General features: G+C 62.0%; 16 protein-coding genes. 6 read left to right on the top strand and 10 right to left on the bottom strand.

The window, feature by feature from the left end:
• Positions 1 to 17 precede the first annotated feature (17 nt).
• The gene (gene pehA, locus HFO71_RS29150; protein ID WP_168259532.1) at positions 18 to 1,562 is read right to left on the bottom strand and encodes a phosphoric/sulfuric ester hydrolase PehA; all 1,545 of its coding nucleotides are present in this window, start codon (positions 1,560 to 1,562) and stop codon (positions 18 to 20) included.
• 289 nt (positions 1,563 to 1,851) lie between these two features.
• Between pehA and HFO71_RS29145 the strand changes: the two genes are divergently transcribed.
• From HFO71_RS29145 to HFO71_RS29130, 4 genes are all read left to right on the top strand, one after another.
• Positions 1,852 to 2,637 carry an AraC family transcriptional regulator gene (locus HFO71_RS29145; protein WP_244735606.1) on the top strand — a complete coding sequence of 262 codons (786 nt, stop codon included), beginning with the start codon at positions 1,852 to 1,854 and terminating at the stop codon, positions 2,635 to 2,637.
• 127 nt (positions 2,638 to 2,764) lie between these two features.
• The gene (locus HFO71_RS29140) at positions 2,765 to 3,727 is read left to right on the top strand and encodes an alpha/beta hydrolase (protein ID WP_221988772.1); all 963 of its coding nucleotides are present in this window, start codon (positions 2,765 to 2,767) and stop codon (positions 3,725 to 3,727) included.
• Positions 3,728 to 3,747: 20 nt separating this feature from the next.
• Entirely contained in the window at positions 3,748 to 4,272 is a 525-nt protein-coding gene (locus HFO71_RS29135; RefSeq protein WP_131641830.1) for a nuclear transport factor 2 family protein, read from the top strand.
• A 55-nt stretch (positions 4,273 to 4,327) separates the two neighbouring features.
• On the top strand, positions 4,328 to 4,828 hold the full coding sequence (locus HFO71_RS29130; protein ID WP_131641829.1) for a nuclear transport factor 2 family protein: 501 nt from the start codon (positions 4,328 to 4,330) through the stop codon (positions 4,826 to 4,828).
• 2 nt (positions 4,829 to 4,830) lie between these two features.
• On the opposite strand, the gene HFO71_RS29125 is transcribed toward HFO71_RS29130, so the two are convergent.
• The 6 genes from HFO71_RS29125 to HFO71_RS29100 form a co-directional block, all read right to left on the bottom strand.
• Complete coding sequence (locus tag HFO71_RS29125) at positions 4,831 to 5,901, bottom strand: ABC transporter ATP-binding protein (protein ID WP_131641828.1); 1,071 nt, start codon at positions 5,899 to 5,901, stop codon at positions 4,831 to 4,833.
• Positions 5,898 to 6,725 carry a carbohydrate ABC transporter permease gene (locus HFO71_RS29120; protein WP_003549270.1) on the bottom strand — a complete coding sequence of 276 codons (828 nt, stop codon included), beginning with the start codon at positions 6,723 to 6,725 and terminating at the stop codon, positions 5,898 to 5,900. The genes HFO71_RS29125 and HFO71_RS29120 overlap by 4 nt, the downstream gene beginning before the upstream one ends.
• Positions 6,722 to 7,624, bottom strand: coding sequence for a carbohydrate ABC transporter permease (locus HFO71_RS29115; protein WP_131641827.1), 903 nt, complete (start codon positions 7,622 to 7,624; stop codon positions 6,722 to 6,724). The genes HFO71_RS29120 and HFO71_RS29115 overlap by 4 nt, the downstream gene beginning before the upstream one ends.
• 320 nt (positions 7,625 to 7,944) lie before the next feature.
• The gene (locus HFO71_RS29110) at positions 7,945 to 9,177 is read right to left on the bottom strand and encodes an ABC transporter substrate-binding protein (RefSeq protein WP_131641826.1); all 1,233 of its coding nucleotides are present in this window, start codon (positions 9,175 to 9,177) and stop codon (positions 7,945 to 7,947) included.
• Between the two features lie 62 nt (positions 9,178 to 9,239).
• Positions 9,240 to 10,142: a sugar phosphate isomerase/epimerase family protein gene (locus HFO71_RS29105; protein ID WP_131641825.1), complete on the bottom strand. Its 903-nt coding sequence runs from the start codon at positions 10,140 to 10,142 to the stop codon at positions 9,240 to 9,242.
• 11 nt (positions 10,143 to 10,153) lie between these two features.
• Positions 10,154 to 11,188, bottom strand: coding sequence for a Gfo/Idh/MocA family protein (locus tag HFO71_RS29100; RefSeq protein ID WP_131641824.1), 1,035 nt, complete (start codon positions 11,186 to 11,188; stop codon positions 10,154 to 10,156).
• A 215-nt stretch (positions 11,189 to 11,403) separates the two neighbouring features.
• On the opposite strand from HFO71_RS29100, the gene HFO71_RS29095 reads away from it, so the two are divergent.
• A complete protein-coding gene (locus HFO71_RS29095; protein ID WP_017957463.1) occupies positions 11,404 to 12,447 on the top strand; it encodes a substrate-binding domain-containing protein in 1,044 nt (347 codons plus the stop codon).
• A gap of 40 nt (positions 12,448 to 12,487) precedes the next feature.
• Here the strand turns inward: HFO71_RS29095 and HFO71_RS29090 are convergent, their stop codons facing one another.
• Positions 12,488 to 13,822, bottom strand: coding sequence for an LLM class flavin-dependent oxidoreductase (locus HFO71_RS29090; RefSeq protein WP_077979800.1), 1,335 nt, complete (start codon positions 13,820 to 13,822; stop codon positions 12,488 to 12,490).
• A gap of 321 nt (positions 13,823 to 14,143) precedes the next feature.
• Between HFO71_RS29090 and HFO71_RS29085 the strand changes: the two genes are divergently transcribed.
• Positions 14,144 to 15,361, top strand: coding sequence for an SfnB family sulfur acquisition oxidoreductase (locus tag HFO71_RS29085; RefSeq protein WP_077979799.1), 1,218 nt, complete (start codon positions 14,144 to 14,146; stop codon positions 15,359 to 15,361).
• A gap of 79 nt (positions 15,362 to 15,440) precedes the next feature.
• Here HFO71_RS29085 and HFO71_RS29080 read toward each other — a convergent pair whose 3' ends face one another.
• Both HFO71_RS29080 and HFO71_RS29075 read right to left on the bottom strand, forming a co-directional pair.
• Positions 15,441 to 16,649 (bottom strand): acyl-CoA dehydrogenase family protein, encoded by a 1,209-nt coding sequence (locus HFO71_RS29080; protein WP_131641822.1) that lies wholly within the window; start codon positions 16,647 to 16,649, stop codon positions 15,441 to 15,443.
• Positions 16,650 to 16,727: 78 nt separating this feature from the next.
• The gene (locus HFO71_RS29075) at positions 16,728 to 17,774 is read right to left on the bottom strand and encodes a substrate-binding domain-containing protein (protein WP_077979798.1); all 1,047 of its coding nucleotides are present in this window, start codon (positions 17,772 to 17,774) and stop codon (positions 16,728 to 16,730) included.
• Between the last annotated feature and the right edge of the window lie 93 nt (positions 17,775 to 17,867).

Here is a 17,867-nt window from a genome sequence, read left to right as displayed (position 1 = left end):
TTCTCTGGTGGATCGGATCAATGGCTGCGTTCGCTCAGGCCCTCTGGGCCGGAGCGATAATGGGTCAGGGTTCTGTCGGCATGTTTCAGGCGCCAGGAGAGCGCCTTCTGCGCATAGTCCCGCACGAGCGCGGCATAGGCCGGGTCGTCGGCGAGATTGGTGAATTCGTTCGGATCGTGCTGCAGATCGAAGAACAGCGGCGGTAGCGCTGCGAAATGAACGTATTTGTATCGCTCGTCCTGGATGACGCAGAGGCTGCAATCGTTCATGCTGAGGCCGAGAAAACTTTGCGGCTCGGAATAATAGACGTCGCGGAAGTCGTACTCGTAGTGCAATTCGGTGCGCCAATCCTGCGGCCGGCCCTCGCTCAGGAAAGGCAGCAGCGACAGGCCGTCACAGGCGTGCGGGATCTTTCCGCCGAGCCAGTCGAGAATGGTCGGCATGACGTCGATGCTCTCGGTGAAGCCGCTTTCGATCGCGCCGGCGCGGGCATTTTCGCCGGCGTCCTTGATGACGAGCGGAATGCGGAAGCTCGGATCGTTGTAGCCGATCTTGCCGAGCAGGTGATGATCGCCGAGCTGCTCGCCGTGGTCGCTGGTGAAGATGATCAGCGTATCGTCCCACTGTCCGGTGTCGTCGAGATAGTCGAAGACTCGGCCAAGGCAATCGTCGACCTCGGTGATCAGGCCGCAATAGGTCGCCCGCATCTGGCGCAGTTCCGCTTCGTTGAGCGTTGCGCCCGACCCTTCGGCGCCTTGGAAGAAGGAGCCGCGGCGGATGCTGTCGACATAGAATTTCATCAGCGGATGTTGTGCAGCCTCGATATCCGGGCTGGCCGCGCGGATCGGCGCCGGCATGTCTTCCGGCCGGTACATGGCGTGATAGGGAGCGGAGGCGACGAAGGGCGGATGCGGCCGGTAATAACCGAGATGCAGGAAGAAGGGCTTGCCGTCGCGACCCTTGAGATAGGTCAGCGCCCGCTCGGTGAAGAAGGTCGAGTCCGAAAATTCCTTTGGGATGCGTGACGGACGGTCGGTGGCGCCGGCAACGGCGTCCTCGCCCTCGGGCAGCCAGATATCAGGACGATGCTCCGGCAGCTCAAAGCCGTTCTGTGCCACCCAGCCGAAATAACCCTCCATATTAGGCTCGAAGGCGCCGACCGAACGGAAACCGTCCATCATGTCGCCGAGCACCGTGAAGCGCGGATCGTTCGGCGAAGTGGTGCGCGGATCCGGCACCGTCGTCGTATAGCCGATCAGCGCCGGATCGTAGCCGACGCCGCGCAACGCCTTGCCGAGGTTGAGGTGGCGCTGGTCGAGCGGCACCGTGTTCTGCACGGCGCGATGGTTCATCAGATAGAGGCCGGTAAGCAGGCTCGCGCGGGCCGGACCGCAGGGAACGCAGGTCGTCACATGGTTCCTGAAGGTCACGCCCTCGCGGCAGAGCCGGTCGAGATTAGGCGTCTTCAGGAAATCGATTTTCCCGTCGTCACGCAGAACGTGCGGAACGAAATCGGCTCGCCATTGGTCAACGACGATGAGTAGAACGTTTTTCTTTCGCATGGAGCCCCCACTTGTGCGGGGCTGTTTGAACCGCGATTATTTCAGCGCGATGACCACTTTTTCAAAGTTCCATGACATTAAACGGATCGTGGCTTTCTTCGCTTTTATTCCATGAGCGTCATAAGATTGTAATACTTGCGACACAACAGCCGTTCACCGCGTGAGGCGGCTCCCCGGCTCTCGCTATCGGGCTTTCTTCGTCTTCCGGCTAATAACAGTTGCTTTCCGACGCCAAGACAGCCGAAATCTGCATGGTTGAATTCCCGGCGTGACAAATTAGATTTGTCCCATGAGCGGACCGCGAGGAGTTTCGAGCGGAGACTGGTTGACGGCGGGCAGGCTGGATCTGCCTGCTGGCGGTGGTGCGTTCGCGATTCCCCGGCTGGCCATCGGCTTATTTCTGGTTGATCAGGACCGGCACCGCATCGCCGTCGGTTCCGATCGTAAGCGGGTCGTGCCGCTGCGTGCCGGCGACGGCTGGATTCTGCCGGCCGGTTCGTCGGGCACCTGCGAATATGACGATGAGCTCTCGTTTCTGAGGGTGGATCTGTCGGATGCCTTGCTCAAGGATGTCGGTTTCGACAGGGCCGTCTTCAATCCCGTCGTCGGCAGCCTCGATCCGCTGCTGGTTCAATTCGTTCGTCACGCGGCCTCTCTTCGGGATGCACCGCAATCCCTCTATCGCGATACGATGAACCTTGCGGTTGCAGCACATTTGGCCCAGCTGCTCTCGCCTGCCCCGCTGTCATCCATTGGGGTCGAGGACCGGCGGCTGCGCCGTGCACTGGCATATATCCACGACAATCTCACCGAGGATCTTTCCCTTGACGACATGGCTTCCGAGGCGGCAATGAGCCGGTTCCATTTCGTGCGCATCTTCACCGCTGCGCTCGGCACGTCGCCGCTACAATATGTCATCCGTGAGCGAATGGAACGGGCCAAGGTGCTGCTCAGGACCACGGGCGTTCCGGTTGCTGCCGTCGCCATCCGCGTGGGTTATGACGACGTGTCCCGCTTCGGTCGGCATTTCAGGCGCAGTACAGGGCTCACGCCGGCAGCGTTTCGCAGAAGATAGCGCTCCGACCCAGAATGACAATAAACACATAACAAATGCCAAGTATCGCTCCGGCGCCTGCGCGCCGATGCTGCGAAACTCCTCCTCGTACCTCATGAAACTGGCGGTGACGGCGAGGAGACCTTCGATGAGACTATCGACCCTTTCTGCAATTGGAGCAGCCCTGCTCCATTCGACGGCCTTTGCGGCTGGCATCGAGACCCGTCCCGTCTCCTTCCAGAACGAGGGAGTGACGCTTGCCGGCACGCTCTATCTCCCGGCCGACTACAAGCCGGGCGAAAAGCGCCCCGGCGTTCTGGTGACTGGCGCCTGGACCTCGATCAAGGAGCAGATGTCCGGCCTTTACGCGGAGGAGATGGCCGAGCGCGGCTTCATTGCCCTCGCCTTCGATTTCCGCGGCTGGGGCCAGTCCAGCGGCAATATCCGCTTCAAGGAGGATCCGGCGGCCAAGACCGACGATATCGTAGCGGCGGCCGACTACATGACGACGCTGCCGGAAATCGACGCCGGCAAGATCGCCGGTCTCGGCATCTGCGCCTCCGCCGGTTATATGGCGGCGGCGGCTTCGGGCAATCCCGATTTCACCGCCATATCGCTGGTTGCGCCGTGGCTGCATGACAAGGCGATCGTCGAGCGGATCTATGGCAGTGCGGACGGTGTCTCCAGGCCGATCGCCATATCCCGCGAGGCTGAGGAAGCCGAGCGCAACGGCCAGCCCCGGATGATCGTTGCCGCAAGCGCCAATGACAGCACGACGCTGATGTACCAGATCCCCTATTATACCGAGCCCACTCGCGGCCTCATCCCGCAATATGACAACAAGTTCAATCTCGCCTCCTGGGAGCCATGGCTGACCTATGACTCGGTTGCCACCGGTGACCGCCTCGACAAACCGACGCTGATCGTCCACTCGGAAGCGGCCCCCGTTCCGCAAGGCACACATGCCTTTTTGGCGCGCCTTCATGGTGATGCATCCGAGATCTGGCTCGACGGCGTCACCCAGTTCGACTTCTACGACAATCCCCAGCATGTCACGCGGGCGACCGATGCCGCGGCTGCGCATTTCGAACGGATCAACAAAGGCTCCTGATACCTGACAAGGAGGTGACCATGAAAACCCTCATGCTCACAGCTGCCGCCGGCGTCTTGCTGGCGTCATTCACCGCCAGTGCCGAATCGATCGATGCCGACGACCGCGCGGCCATCATCGATACCATTACCGACATTGCCGCTGGCGCCGACCGCCACCAGTGGGACCGCGTGCGCGGCGCCTTCGCCGACACGGTGACGCTGGATTATACCGGCCTCTGGGGCGGCGAGCCGACCACCCAGCCGGCCGAAGCCGTCATCCGGCAATGGTCTGCCTTTCTGCCGGGCTTCGATCGCACGCTGCATCTCGTCAGCAACCACGCCATCATCGAAAGTGCCGGCCCGACAGCGGTGGCCGAGGCCGATTTCCAGGCAGTCCATCGGATCGGCGCGGAGAGCTGGGTACTGATGGGACATTATCGATATGACCTCACCAAGATCGACGGCACCTGGAAAGTCTCCCGGCTGGTGATGACGCCCGCCCACGAGACCGGCGACCGGGCTCTGGTCAACAGGGCCGCGGAACGCGCCGGGCAGCCGGGCTGATCCGGCCTGATCCGGCCTGCCACTCTCATTCCAATATACCTTCAAGGAGATCCGCATGCGCAGACCATCGCTCGTTCGAGCACTCTCCGTTTCAGTCGCACTCTTTTCCGGAGGAACCGTCATAGCCGCAAGCCCGGAAGAAAACCGCAAGGTCATCACCGACTACTACGCCGCCTACGGCAGCGGCGACATGAGCCGTGTCGCCGCGTTCTTCGCCGACGATATCGAATGGCACATTCCCGGCCATCATCCGCTGGCCGGCGTCAAACGCGGCAAGGAAGAAGTGGCGGCATTCTTCCAGCAGCTGGGCAAGGCCGGTTTCCGCGCCGAGCTGATCGCGTTGACGGCCGACGAGTACTGGGTGATCGACATGCATCGCGGCTGGTCGGGACGAGACCGCCTGGCCAATGTCGACACCATCTGGGTGCTCGCCTTCCGCATCGAGAACGGCAAGATCAAAGAGGCGCGCAACTTCTCCTATGATCAGGCGGCGGCCGATACCTTCTTCTGGCAGGCCTACCCGCTGAAACCCCTGCCCGACCGGCTGCTCGAATGAGCTTATACCAGGTGATTCGTCGACGCGTCGAAGAGATGGATCTGGCCCGGATCGATCGAAAGTCCGATCATGTCTCCCGCTTTGACCCTGTCGCGCCGCGTCTCGACGATCGTCAGCTCCGGCTCCGTCGCCGCGACGATGAAGGTTGACGAGCCGGTCGATTCGACGAAGGCGATCGGTACATCGAAGCTGCCATGCCCGGGCTCGACGACGCCGATATGCTCCGGCCGGATGCCGGCGACGAGCTTACGCCCGGGTTCGATGGCGCGTGATATCGCAAGCGTCTGTTTCACCGCGCCGAAATCCAGGACAAGGCTCTTTCCGTCTTCCGCCGCAATCGCGGGGATGAAATTCATGGCCGGCGAACCGATGAAACCGGCAACGAACCGGTTCGCCGGCCGGTCGTAGAGATCCAGCGGCGCGCCCTGCTGTTCGATGACGCCGTCGCGCATCACCACCACATGGTCGGCCATCGTCATCGCTTCGACCTGGTCGTGTGTGACGTAGACGAAGGTTGCGTGCAGCCGGTCGTGCAGCGACCGGATTTCCTTGCGCATGTGGACGCGCAGCGCAGCGTCGAGATTGGACAGCGGCTCGTCGAACAGGAACGCCTTGGGGTGGCGGATGATGGCACGGCTCATGGCGACGCGTTGGCGCTGGCCCCCGGAAAGCTCGCGCGGATAGCGCTTCAGGAGATGCGAAAGACCTGTCGTCGCTGCCACGTCCTCGGCGGCCTTCTTGGCCTCGGCCTTGGCGATGCCGCGGATGCGCAGGCTGTAGGTCAGGTTTTCCTCGACCGTCATATGCGGATAAAGCGCATAGGACTGGAACACCATGGCAACGTCGCGCTTGCGCGGCGGCACGCCGTTCATCAGCTCGCCGGCAATCCTGAGATCGCCCGACGAAATGCTTTCGAGGCCGGCAAGCGAGCGCAGCAGCGTGGACTTGCCGCAGCCGGATGGGCCGACGAGCGCAACGAAAGTGCCCTTGGCGATCGAGAGGTTGATATTCTTCAGGGCGTGGAAGGCGCCGTAATATTTGTTGACGCCTCTGAGCTCGATCTGTGTGGTCATTTGAGGGCTCCAGAGGTGAGGCCGGATACGATGCGGCGCTGCAAGAGAACGAAGATGGCAAGGATCGGCGTCACATACATCGTGGCGTAGGCCATGATGTTGTTCCACTCGTTGGTGTTCGGCCCCATGAAGGAATTGAGGCCGACGCTTGCCGGCTGAAGCTCGGCCGCCTGGATCATCGACTTCGAATAGACGAATTCGCCGAAGGCCTGCATGAAGATCAGGATGGCGCTGACCAGGATGCCGTTGCGGGCCAGCGGCAGCACGATGTTGAAGAAGGCGCCGACGCGCGAATTGCCGTCGACGAGTGCCGCCTCCTCCAGCTCCTGGGGAACGCTCATGAAGGTGGCGCGCACCAGGATGACGAAGAAGGGCATGCTCTTTGCCGCGACCGCGATGATGACCGCAAGGCGCGGAGTGGAAAGCAGGCCGATCTGCGAGAAGCCGACGAAGATCGGCGTGATCATCAGCGAGGCCGGCAGGACCTGCAGCATCAGGATCAGGAACAGGCCGATATCCACCCAGACGTTGCGGTACCTGGCAAGCACATAGGCGCAGCCGACGCCGAGCAGGGTGATCAGCGCCACGGAACCAAGAGCGATGACCAGTGAGTTCCAGAGGTAGCGGCCCATGTCGCGGCTTTCCCACACCGCGGCATAGGTGCCCCATTGCGGCGAGGTCGGCCAGAAGCTCGGCGGCGTCGCGAACATCTCCGAGCCGCTTTTCAGCGCGGTGATGTACATCCAGTAGAGCGGGAACAGATAGATCGCCGCCATGACGATCGATATCGCGAGCATCAGCCGGTCGCGGTTCGTCGTATTCATCCGCGCACCTCGTGGCGTGTGGACCGGACATAGACGACGGACGCGAACATGACGAAGACGATCATGATGACGGAGATCGTCGCGCCCTTGGCGAAGTCGTATTGGCGGAAGGAGAGATCCCAGGCCCAGTATTGCGTGACATTAGACGAATTGTTCGGTCCGCCCGATGTAATCGCGGCGAAAAGATCGAACTGCTGCAAGGTGAAGATCAGGCCGAGCGCGATGATGGCGCCGATGGTCGAGCGCATCATCGGCAGCGTGATCGTCCAGAAGCGCTGCCAGACGTTGGCGCCGTCGAGTTCGGCCGCTTCGTAGAGGTCGGCCGGAATGCCGGCAAGACCGACGGAAAGCAGGATCATGTTGAACGAGGTGCCGAGCCAGACATTGGCGATGATGACGGCATAGAGCGAATAATGCGGGTCCGAGCGCCAGAAGATGTTGCCGGAGATGATGCCGCTTTCCTTCAGAATGAAATTCAACACGCCGAAATCGCCCGACAGAATCCAGTTCCAGATGGCGCCGACGACGAGGCCGGGCATCACCCAGGAGACCAGGAACAGGCCGCGCATCCATGAGGCGCCGGGAAAATTGACCCAGAAGAACAGCGCCAGGCCGAAGCCGATCAGGAACTGGCCGGCGATGGAGCCGACGACGAAGATGATGGTGTTGTAGAGGATCGGCAGCGTCTCCGGCTGCGCGAAGAGGTCGGTATAATTCTTGAAGCCGACGAAGGGACGCGAGAAGGTCCCGAGGCTGAACATGTCGACCTCCTGGAAGCTCATCACGACATTGTAGATCAGCGGCAGCCCCGCCATCAGGAACAGAAAACCGAGCGGGAAAGCGACCAGTACGATATCGAAACCGCGGCCGTCCCTGACGCTCATCAGGATCCTCTTCATGGGTCCTCCGATACTCCGAACGGGGCCGTCTGGCGCATGATGCGGAAGACGGCCCCTGCCGGGAGGAAATGGTTGGATGGCTGTTGAGCCATCGGTGGATCCCCTTCTCCCCAGCGGGGAGAAGGTGGCGGCAGCCGGATGAGGTGGCGGCGAACTCGGCGTCTGCTGTTCTTCACTTGCGTTCAGAACATTCGTCGCTGTCGCTCCTCACCCCCTCATCTGCCCTTTGGGCATCTTTGCCTGGGTCGAGCCACCGGTCTCGCCCCGTCCTTCGGACCCCCGCTGGGGAAAGAGGGAGCGAGCGGCTGGCTCGACGCCAACTAGCCTAATACAGCCTTGATCTTGTCGGCTGCCTGGTCGAGTGCGTCTTTCGGGCTCATCTGGCCGGTCAGTGCTGCCTGAATAGCGTCCTGTATCGCCTTGGAGATCTTCGGCCATTGCGGATGCGGGCCGCGCGGCTTGGCGTATTTCAGCTGTTCGAGGAAGACCTTGAGGGCGGCATCCTTCAGCGGCTGACCGGTCTCCGGGATCGAAATGTCGGAGCGAGCCGGAAGCTGGCCGAAATTCTTGAACATCTTGTCGTCCTGCGAGGCGAAAAATTCGAGCGCCTTGAAGGCTTCGGCCGGATGTTTGCTGGTGGCGAAGATCGCCCAGTTGAAGTCACCCATGGCCGAGGAGCGTTCAGCGCCTTCCTTGGGAACCGGAAGCAATGTGACGCCCCAGTCGAACTTCGCTTCCTGGCTCATGCGGTCGAGTTCCCAGGGACCCGAGATCGCCATTGCCGCATTGCCGGAGTTGAAGGTGCCGGTCGAATCCCACTGGCCGCGCGTCAGCGTGTCGGGGGAAGCGAGCTTCTCGTCCATGATCGTCTTCCAGACCTCAAGCGCCTTCACCGCGCCGTCGGCATTGATGTTCTCATAGCTGCCGCCGCCCATCTGAGCCCAGGGAAGGAACTGGAAGGTGCCTTCCTCATTGGCCTTGGCCGAGAAAGCGAGACCGTAGACGTTCTTGGCGGGGTCGGTCAGCTTGCGCGCATCCTCGACGAGTTCGTCCCAGGTCTGCGGCGGCTTGTTCGGATCGAGGCCCTTCGCCTTGAACATGTCCTTGTTGTAGTAGAGCGCGATCGTGTTCGTCGCCTTCGGCACGCCAAAATACTTGCCGTCCCACTCCACGGATTTCAGCGGTCCGGGGAAATAGTTTGCCGGCTTTATGACCGTCGACTTGGAGATCATGTCGGTGAGGTCGAGGAAGGCGCCGCGCGACGAGAACAGCGCATGCTCCGGATTGTCGACGGCGATGATGTCGGGCGCCTGGCCGGTCGCATAGGCGCGCATGGCCTCGGTGACGACGTCGTCGAACTGGATCAGCCGGTATTCGATCTTGATGCCGTTGTTCTGGGCGTTGAACTCCTTGACGAGGTTCGGCGCCGGCTGGATGTCCCTGTCCAGCGACCAGAGCGTCAGCGTGACGTCTTCGGCCCTGGCCGAAAGGCCGGTGAGCGAGATGCCTGCAAGCGCCAGAGCGCCCAGAATTGCATATTTGCGGATAGCCATGATTCTCCTCCTTTGTGGTTATCCCCGTTTCCGGCAATTCCTCCTTGCCGGCCACGATATCATCAGACCGGATCGACGACGAATTCGCCGCCCCGGGCATGCTTGAGGTGGTTGAGCGCATAGACCTGGCCGGTCATTTCAAGCGCGTCGCGATAGACCGGGTCGTGCCAGCCTTCGATATCGATGGAGCCCGACCAGCCGGCAAGGCGCAGCTCGGAAATGATGTCGGTCCAGTTGCTGTCGCCAAAGCCCGGCGTGCGCATGAAGACGAACTTCTCCTTGCCGAAGATGCCGTGTTCCTTGATGACCTCCCAGCGGATGGTCGCGTCCTTGCCGTGGACGTGGAAGAACTTGTGCGCCCATTTGCGGATCTGCGGCAACGGGTCGATCAGATAGACCATCTGATGGCACGGCTCCCACTCCAGCCCGATATTATCGTCAGGCGTCTCGTTGAAGATCAGTTCCCAGGCGTCGGGATTGTGGGCGATATTCCAGTCGCCGCTCGCCCAGTTGCCATCCATGGCGCAATTCTCGAAGGCGATCTTGACGCCCTTGTCGGCCGCCCGCTTGGCAAGCTCGCTCCAGATCTGCTTGTAGCGAGGCAGGCTGTCTGTCAGCGGCTTGCCGCGGATGCGGCCGGTGAAGCCGGCAACGCAGGTGGCGCCGAAGTGATGTGCATTGTCGATGCAGTCCTTCCAGCCCTGCAGCGTCTCAAGGTCGATTGCGGTCTCTTCCAGCGGATTGCCGAACATGCCGAGCGTCGAGATGGTGATGTCGCGGTCGCCGATCGCATCGAGGCAGCGCTTGCCGAGCTCGGCAAGGTCCTGGCCCTTCGTCGTCTGCCAGAAGAAGGGTTCGAAGCTTTCGAAGCCCAAGTCGGCGATCTCGCCGATACGGGTTGCGGCATCGCCCTTGTTGCCGCTGACCATGGTGCCGATACGAATGGATTTTGCAGGGTTGCTCACGTCACATCATCCTATGCTGAAATTTCGATGCGCCTGCCCGTCTTGGCGCTTTCGATCGCGCCGAAGACCATGGCAAGGCTTCGGATATTGTCGGAATTGACCGTCTCGGGCCGCTTGCCGGTGCCGATCGCCGCGATGAAGTCGGCGATGACGCTGGCGTGGCCATGGGTTTCCTCGTCGTGTTCCGGACCGGGAACGTTTACGGCAACAGAGCCGCGTAGAAGGCCGGGCTCTTCGCCGGCGATGGTCGCCTTGAAATTCTCTTCGCCATCCCAGGCGAGCATTCCCTTCGAGCCGACGAGGCGCCACTGGCTTTCCCAGCTGGTGCGCTCGCCCTCGGCGCACCAGGAGCCGCGATAGGTGAAGACGATGTCGTCGGAAAATTCGAAGATGGCATTGGCCGAGGCGCCGTGCCGGTACCACGAACCCTTCGGATTGCGCTCGACGCAATAGACGGCAAGCGGCTTCCTGTCGGCGACGTAGCGGGCCGCATCGAAAGTGTGGATCGCCATGTCGAGAAGCAGGACGTTGTCCATCTCTTCGCGGAAGCCGCCGAAATGCGGCGCCAGGAAGAAGTCGCAATGGATGCCGGTGAGTTCGCCGATCGCGCCGCTTTCGACGAAGCGGCGAAGGCGCCTGACGCCTGATATGAAGCGGCGGTTCTGGATGACGGCGTGGATGCGGCCGGTCTCGGCGGCAAGATCGACCAGCGCGGCACCCTCGGCAAGCGTGGCCGCCATCGGCTTTTCGCTGAGCACATGGCAGCCGGCCTTGAGTGCGGTGGAAACGACGTCGTAGCGCGCAGCCGGAATGACGATGTCAAAGACCAGGTCGGCCTTCGTGGCCGCGATGACGTCGGACAGGTCCGAACCGATGGCGGCGCTATCAAGGTCAAATTCCGCGGCAAGCTTTTCCGCCGTCTCCCGGTTCAGGTCGACGAGGCCGACGATGGTGATGGAGTCGGCCAGCAGAGGATTGGAAGCGATGGCGCGCAACCAACCTTTGGACATAGCTCCGCACCCGCACAGAATGGCACTGAATTTCACGATTTCCTCCAGGGGAACGGTGTCAACTCTCCTCGTGACACGCACTCCGTAAACGTTTACGACTGTAGGCGAAAACATTTTGCGGTGTCAATAGACGCCAAATGGGAAATTACGGGCCCAGATCCGGACGGATCTGAATTATAGAAATGGAGCATGATGTCGTCCGAAAACCGCGCACACTTTTCGGCATCATGCTCCCGGGAAAATCGTCAGCGATGAAGGGGATTCGCCAGCTTGCCGAACACTTGAATATCTCGATCGGCACGGTCTCCCGCGCGCTGAACGGCAAGCCTGATGTCAATCAGGAAACCCGCCGGCGCGTGCTGGCGGCGGCCGAGGAACTCGGCTATGTCGCCAACCAGTCTGGGCGGAGCCTGAGGCAGGGGGAGACGAAGGTCATCGGGTTGATGATCGAATCCAGCAAGGAGACGGTCGAGAACGCCGACAACTTCTTCCTCGGTGTCACCAGCGGCCTGCAGAGCGTCTTTGCCCGCCACAAGCTCGACCTCCTCATGTTGCCCTGCCCGAGCGACGAGGACCCGCACGAATATCTGAAGCGGATGGTGGCGCGGCGCATCGTCGATGCGATGATTATCTCGGACACGCAGCGCGTCGACCGGCGCATCGACTTTCTCTCACGGGCGAAGATTCCCTTCGTCGCGCTCGGCCGCAGCCTTTCGGCCAGCAATTTTCCATGGATCGATCTCGATTTCGAGGGCGTGGCCGACCATGCCGTCGAGCGGCTGATCGCGCTGGGCCACCGCCGGATCGCGATCACCGCGCCGTCGAGCGAGGCCAACCTCGGCTATCTCTTTATCGAAAGCTATCGCCGGGCGCTCGAGCGGCACGATATTCCTTTCGATCCGTCGCTCGTCATCCGCGTCAGGTCGAGCGAACAGGGCGGATATCAGGCGGCCCATGAGTTGCTGCTGCTCGAAGAGCGGCCGACGGCGGTGATCCTGATCTACGAGCTGATGGCGATCGGCCTTTACCGCCGCCTGATGGAATCGGGCGTCATGCCCGGCCGCGACCTTGCGGTGATCGGCTTCCGTGACGCTCCGCGCGCACGGTTCCTGCAGCCGTCGCTGAGCTGCTTCCGCATCTCGCTCTACGATCTCGGTGTAGCGCTCGGCCGGATGCTTCTCGCCAACATGCCGATCTATCGGGAGTTCTATCCAGGCGATGGGGGCAACATCATCTGGCCGCTCGAACTGATGGCGGGTGAAAGCGACGCGTTTCGGGTTGGGGTCATGGCCTGAGCGCGATCGGTTTGCTTCCGGAATGCAGAAGCGAACCCCCTCATGCACCTGATGCAAAGAACCGGTTCTCCGGCCGCGGCAATCCGAGATGTTCGCGCAGCGTCGTGCCCTGATATTCGCTGCGGAACAGACCGCGGCGCTGCAGCTCGGGAACCAGCCGGTCGGTGACGTCGAGGAGACCCTGCGGCAGATAGGGGAAGACGACGTTGAAACCATCCGAGCCTTCCTCATCAAGCCAGCGTTCCATCTCGTCGGCGATGCTTGCCGGCGTGCCGACGAAGGCAAGGCCGGCATAGCCGCCATAGCGCTGTGCGAGCTGGCGCACCGTCAGTTTCTCTTCGGCGGCAAGTTTCAGAACCTGCGCGCGGCCGGTCTTGCTGGCATTGGTGTCGGGGATGTCTGATGGTAGCGGTGCGTCGGGATCGAAGCCCGAAGCGTCATGGCCGAGCGCGATCGAAAGCGAGGCGATGGCGCTGTCGTAATGCACCAGACTGTCGAGCGTGGCGCGTTTGGCGCGCGCCTCCTCGATGCTGTCGCCGACGATGACGAAGGCGGCGGGCAGGATCTTCAGGTGGTCGCGGTTACGGCCGATGGCTTCCATGCGGCCCTTGATATCGGCATAAAGCGCCCTGCCCGCGGCAAGATCGCGCGGCGAACAGAAGACCATCTCGGCGGTTTCCGCGGCAAGCTGGCGGCCGGGGTCCGACTGGCCGGCCTGGACGATGACGGGCCAACCCTGCGGCGGCCGGGCGATATTGAGTGGCCCGCGCACGCTCAGTTCCTCGCCCTTGTGGCCCAGCACATGCATCTTTGCCGGATCGAAGAACAGGCCGCTTTCCCGATCGCGGATGAAGGCATCGTCGGAGAAGCTGTCCCAGAGCCCGGTTACCACGTCGTAGAATTCCCGGGCGCGATGATACCGCTCGCCATGCTCCACGTGTTCGTCGAGGCCGAAATTGAGCGCGGCATCAGGGTTCGACGTCGTGACGATGTTCCAGCCGGCGCGGCCGCCGCTGATATGGTCGAGCGAGGCGAAACGCCGGGCAATGTGATAGGGCTCGTCGAAGGTGGTGGAGGCCGTGGCGACGAGGCCGATGCGCTCCGTCACCGCTGCCAGCGCCGAGAGCAGCGTAAAGGGCTCGAAGGAGGTCACGGTGTGGCTGCGCCTGAGCGCCTCGACCGGCATGTTGAGCACGGCAAGATGATCGGCCATGAAGAAGGCGTCGAATTTCGCCCGTTCCAGCGCCTGCGCGAAGGACTTCAGATGCGCGAAATTGAAATTGGCGTCGGGATAAGAACCGGGATAGCGCCAGGCGCCGGTATGCAGGCTGACGGGACGCATGAAGGCGCCGAGGCGCAACTGCCGTGGGGTCATGACTTTCCTCATGGATCGGGCAAGGCGGCCGCCTGCCCCGCATTGGGCGTTCTGTCTGAAGCCGCTGCAGCGACGCATCGGATATCGGTTACGTAGGAACTCGACGAATTCAAATCGAGGCCGGCTCCGCTAATTTCCGGTAGCGATTTCCGCGCTTTTCCGGCCACGTTTTCGCAGAACCGCCCGACTGAGACACTAATCGCGGCAGCCAGAAGCCGATAAGCAAACACTTTTCATTTTCTACCACATCTATAGAATTTGTACTCTTATCTCGGCGCGCGATTTCTTTCACCGATAGGCTCGTCAGAATTGGAGACATCGATGAACACCGTGCTAAGGCAAGCAGATCAGATCCGGCCCGTGGCCGACCGTATCGGCAGCGATGATGAGGCGATCGCCACCGCCCGCAGACTGGCGGCACAATTTGCCGCACGCGCCGCCGAGCGCGATGCCGACAGGATCCTGCCTTTTAGCGAACTCGATCTTCTCGCCCAGTCCGGCCTTCTGGCGATCACCGTGCCGGCGCAATATGGCGGGCTTGACGTCTCCAACGCCGTGCTTGCCGAAATCACCGCGATCCTGTCTGAGGCGGACGGTTCGATCGGCCAGATCCCGCAGAACCATTTCTATATTCTCGAGGCGCTCAGAACCGACGGCGGCGAGGAACAGCAGCGCTATTTCTTCGGCCGGGTGCTGGCCGGCGACCGTTTCGGCAATGCGCTTTCCGAGCGCGGCACCAAGACGGTCGGCCACTACAACACGCGCATCACCCGCGACGGTCCGGGTTACCGGATCAATGGTCGCAAATTCTATTCGACCGGCGTCCTCTTCGCCGATTGGATCACCATCTTTGCGCTCGATCCGGAGGATCGGCTGACCATGGCCTTCGTGCCGAAGGGCACCGAAGGCGTCGAGGTCATCGACGACTGGGACGGCTTCGGCCAGCGCACCACCGGCAGCGGCACGACGATCCTCGAGAATGTCTATGTCAGCGCCGATTCCGTGGTCTTCCATCACAAGGGTTTCGAGCGGCCGACGACGATCGGCTCCGTTGGCCAGATCATCCATGCCGGCGTCGATCTCGGTATCGCGCGGGCGGCCTTTGCAGAAACGCTGGAGTTCGTCAGGACGAAATCACGCCCCTGGATGGATAGCGGCCTTGACCGTGCCTCAGACGATCCGCTGACGATCGCCAAAGTCGGCCAGATCGCCATCCGGCTGGAAGCCGCAACGGCTCTGGTGGAGCGCGCCGGGCACAAGGTCGATGCCGCGCAGGTCGAGACGACAGAGGAAAAGGTGGTCGCGGCGACGCTTGCGGTTGCCGCCGCCAAGGTGCTGACCACCGAAGTGGCGCTCGAGGCCTCAAACACGCTTTTCGAGCTTGCCGGGACCTCGTCGGTGCAGGCTGGCCTCAACCTCGACCGCCACTGGCGCAATGCCCGCACCCATACGCTGCACGATCCAGTGCGCTGGAAATACCACGTCGTCGGCAACTACCATTTGAACGGCGTAACGCCGCCGAAGAACGGCGCGCTCTGAAATCTCCCCGTCTTCCAACCGAAAACTCCACCGCCGGTGCCGGCAGTGGAGATTTTGCGTTTGATGAAAGATGGCCGCCTCAGCTATAGAGGCTGACCTCCGGTATCTTGTCGTTCAGCACGAATTCACCGACTTCCTTCGCCTTGTAGAAGACAGGATCGTGCAGCGTGTGAGTGCGGACATTGCGCCAGAACCGGTCGAAACGGTATTTGTCGGCCGTCGAGCGCGCGCCCGTCAGCTCGAAGACGCGCGAGGTGATGTCGAGCGAGACATGGGTGGCGTGGACCTTGGCGGCATAGGCTTCCGCCGCCGCCTCGCCGCGCTCACGCGCGGTGACGTCGCGGCCGCGGGCAAAGCCCGCCTGCACGGCGGCTGCCGCACTGTCGGCAAGGGCCGCCGAAGCCTTCAGCGCGGCGGTGAATTCGCCGACGCGTTCGAGGATATAGGGATCATCGGCAGCCCGCTCGACACCGGAGGTGATCCACGGCCGGGTCGTGTTGCGGACGTAATCGACCGCCGCCTTGAGCGCGCCTTCCGCTGTGCCGAGATAGAAATTGACGAAGACCAGCTGGATGAACGGCGTATTGAAAGTCGACAGCACCGGAGGTGCTGCGTCGGGTGCAGCCGGCGCGCCGACGAAATCCTCCTCGTAGACGGGGAAGTCGCGAAACTCGACGCTGCCGCTGTCCGACAGGCGCTGGCCGATATTGTCCCAGTCGTCGTTGGCGACGTAACCGTGACGATTGGTCGGCACGGCGAAGCTGGCGATCTTGTCGTCGAGCGTCGCGTTGGCATTGATATAGTCGGAGACCCGAGCCGCCGTGGAGAAGGACTTGCGTCCGTTCAGCACATAGCCGTTGCCGCGACGGGTGAGCACCAGCCCGGGATCGCGCGGATTGACGGACGCCCCCCAATAGAGGTTCCTGGCGACCGTATCGCTGCCCAGCGCATGAGCGCGCGCCGCATCAAGCGCCCAATAGATGTACTGGCTGTTGACGTAGTGGTAGCCGAGCAGCTGGCCGATCGAGCTCTCGCCACGGGCGAGAATGCGCACCAGCCTCAGCCCGTTGACCCAATCGAGGCCACCGCCACCGATTTGCGTGGGATGCAGCGCATTGAGCAGCCCGGCATTCTTCAATTTGACGATCTCGGCGAGCGGCGGACGGCCTTCGCGGTCGAGGTCTGCGGCGCGCCGCGACAGGTCGGCAGAGATCTCCTCGGCACGGGCAAAGAGTTCTTCGCGCGTCGGATTTCGGCTGGCCGCGAAGATGACATTGGATTGGCTCATGGGCGGAACTCCAATTCTCCAAAAAGATGATCCGGCGGGAGCCGCACGCTTCCGCCGGAAGGATCGAAGTGCGAGTTCTCAGAACAGCTTGTCCGGGATCCAGCTGGCGGTCGCCGCATCGCTCGTGCTGAAGGCCGGGATCCTTTCGGCCAGCTCCTCGATCGTCTTGACGCCGGCTGCGCGCAGGCTTTCTTGCGTCAGAAGCGTCGGCTTCACGGTGATTTGGTGGGGAACCGTCTGCCCGGCAATTTCGAGTGCTGCGGCGCGAATGGAGACGGCGCCGACGACGGCAGGATTGGTCGCGACGGTCGCGACCCAAGGGCTGCCTTCCTCGGTGATTTCCTGGATATCGGCCGTCGAGACGTCGGCCGAATAGATCTTGAGCTTGCTTGCTATGCCGAGATCGTTGGCGGCGAGCTTCACGCCGCGGGCGAACTCGTCATAGGGGGCGAAGACGACCGATATATCGGGATTGGCGGTCAGCACGGCCTTCGCCTGATCGGCGGTCGAAGTCGCCGTCGTGTCGCTGACATTGCCGAAACGGGCCTTTTCGACCACGCCTTTATTGTCCGACTTGAACTTGTCCCAGACTTCGTTGCGGCGGTCGAGCGGCGCAAAGCCCGCGACATAGACATAACCGGCGCTGAAGCTGTTGCCGTTGTCCTTCACCACCTGCTCGAGCGCCAGTGACGCGAGTTCGTGATCGCTCTGCTCCACCTGCGGAATCTTGGGGTTGTTGAGGTTGACGTCGAAGGCCACGACCTTGATGCCCTTGTCGAGCGCCTGCTGCACGACGTCGCCGAGCGATTCCGGCAGACCGTGGTCGATGACGATGCCGGAGACGCCGAGATTGATCGCCTGCAGGATCTGCTCGCGCTGCTCGGCGGCATCCTGCCGGCCGGGGAAGATGCGCAGGTCGATAGCCAGCGCCTTGGCCTGGGCTTCAGCCCCCGCCTGATAGGCCTGGAAGAAGTCACCGGCCGAGATGTAGCTGATCAGTGCTACTTTAACGCCGCCCTTGTCGAAAGGGGCGGGAGCGCCGGACAGACCGTCGGCTTTTGCGCCTTGAATGAAAATGAACGGAATGACGGCGGCAGACAGTGCGAGCCGTGCGAGGGATTTCATCGTCGCGTTCCTTTTAGCAATCGGGAGCGTCGTCTGACAGGTCTGGCAGCCCTCGCGACGCATCGGATTATTAGATATAATATCTATGTTTTT

Origin of the sequence: Rhizobium laguerreae (assembly GCF_019778565.1) — a bacterium.
Taxonomy (GTDB): domain Bacteria; phylum Pseudomonadota; class Alphaproteobacteria; order Rhizobiales; family Rhizobiaceae; genus Rhizobium; species Rhizobium laguerreae.
The sequence above is the reverse complement of the archived record's forward strand: the minus strand, read 5'-3'. Positions and strand labels throughout refer to the sequence as shown.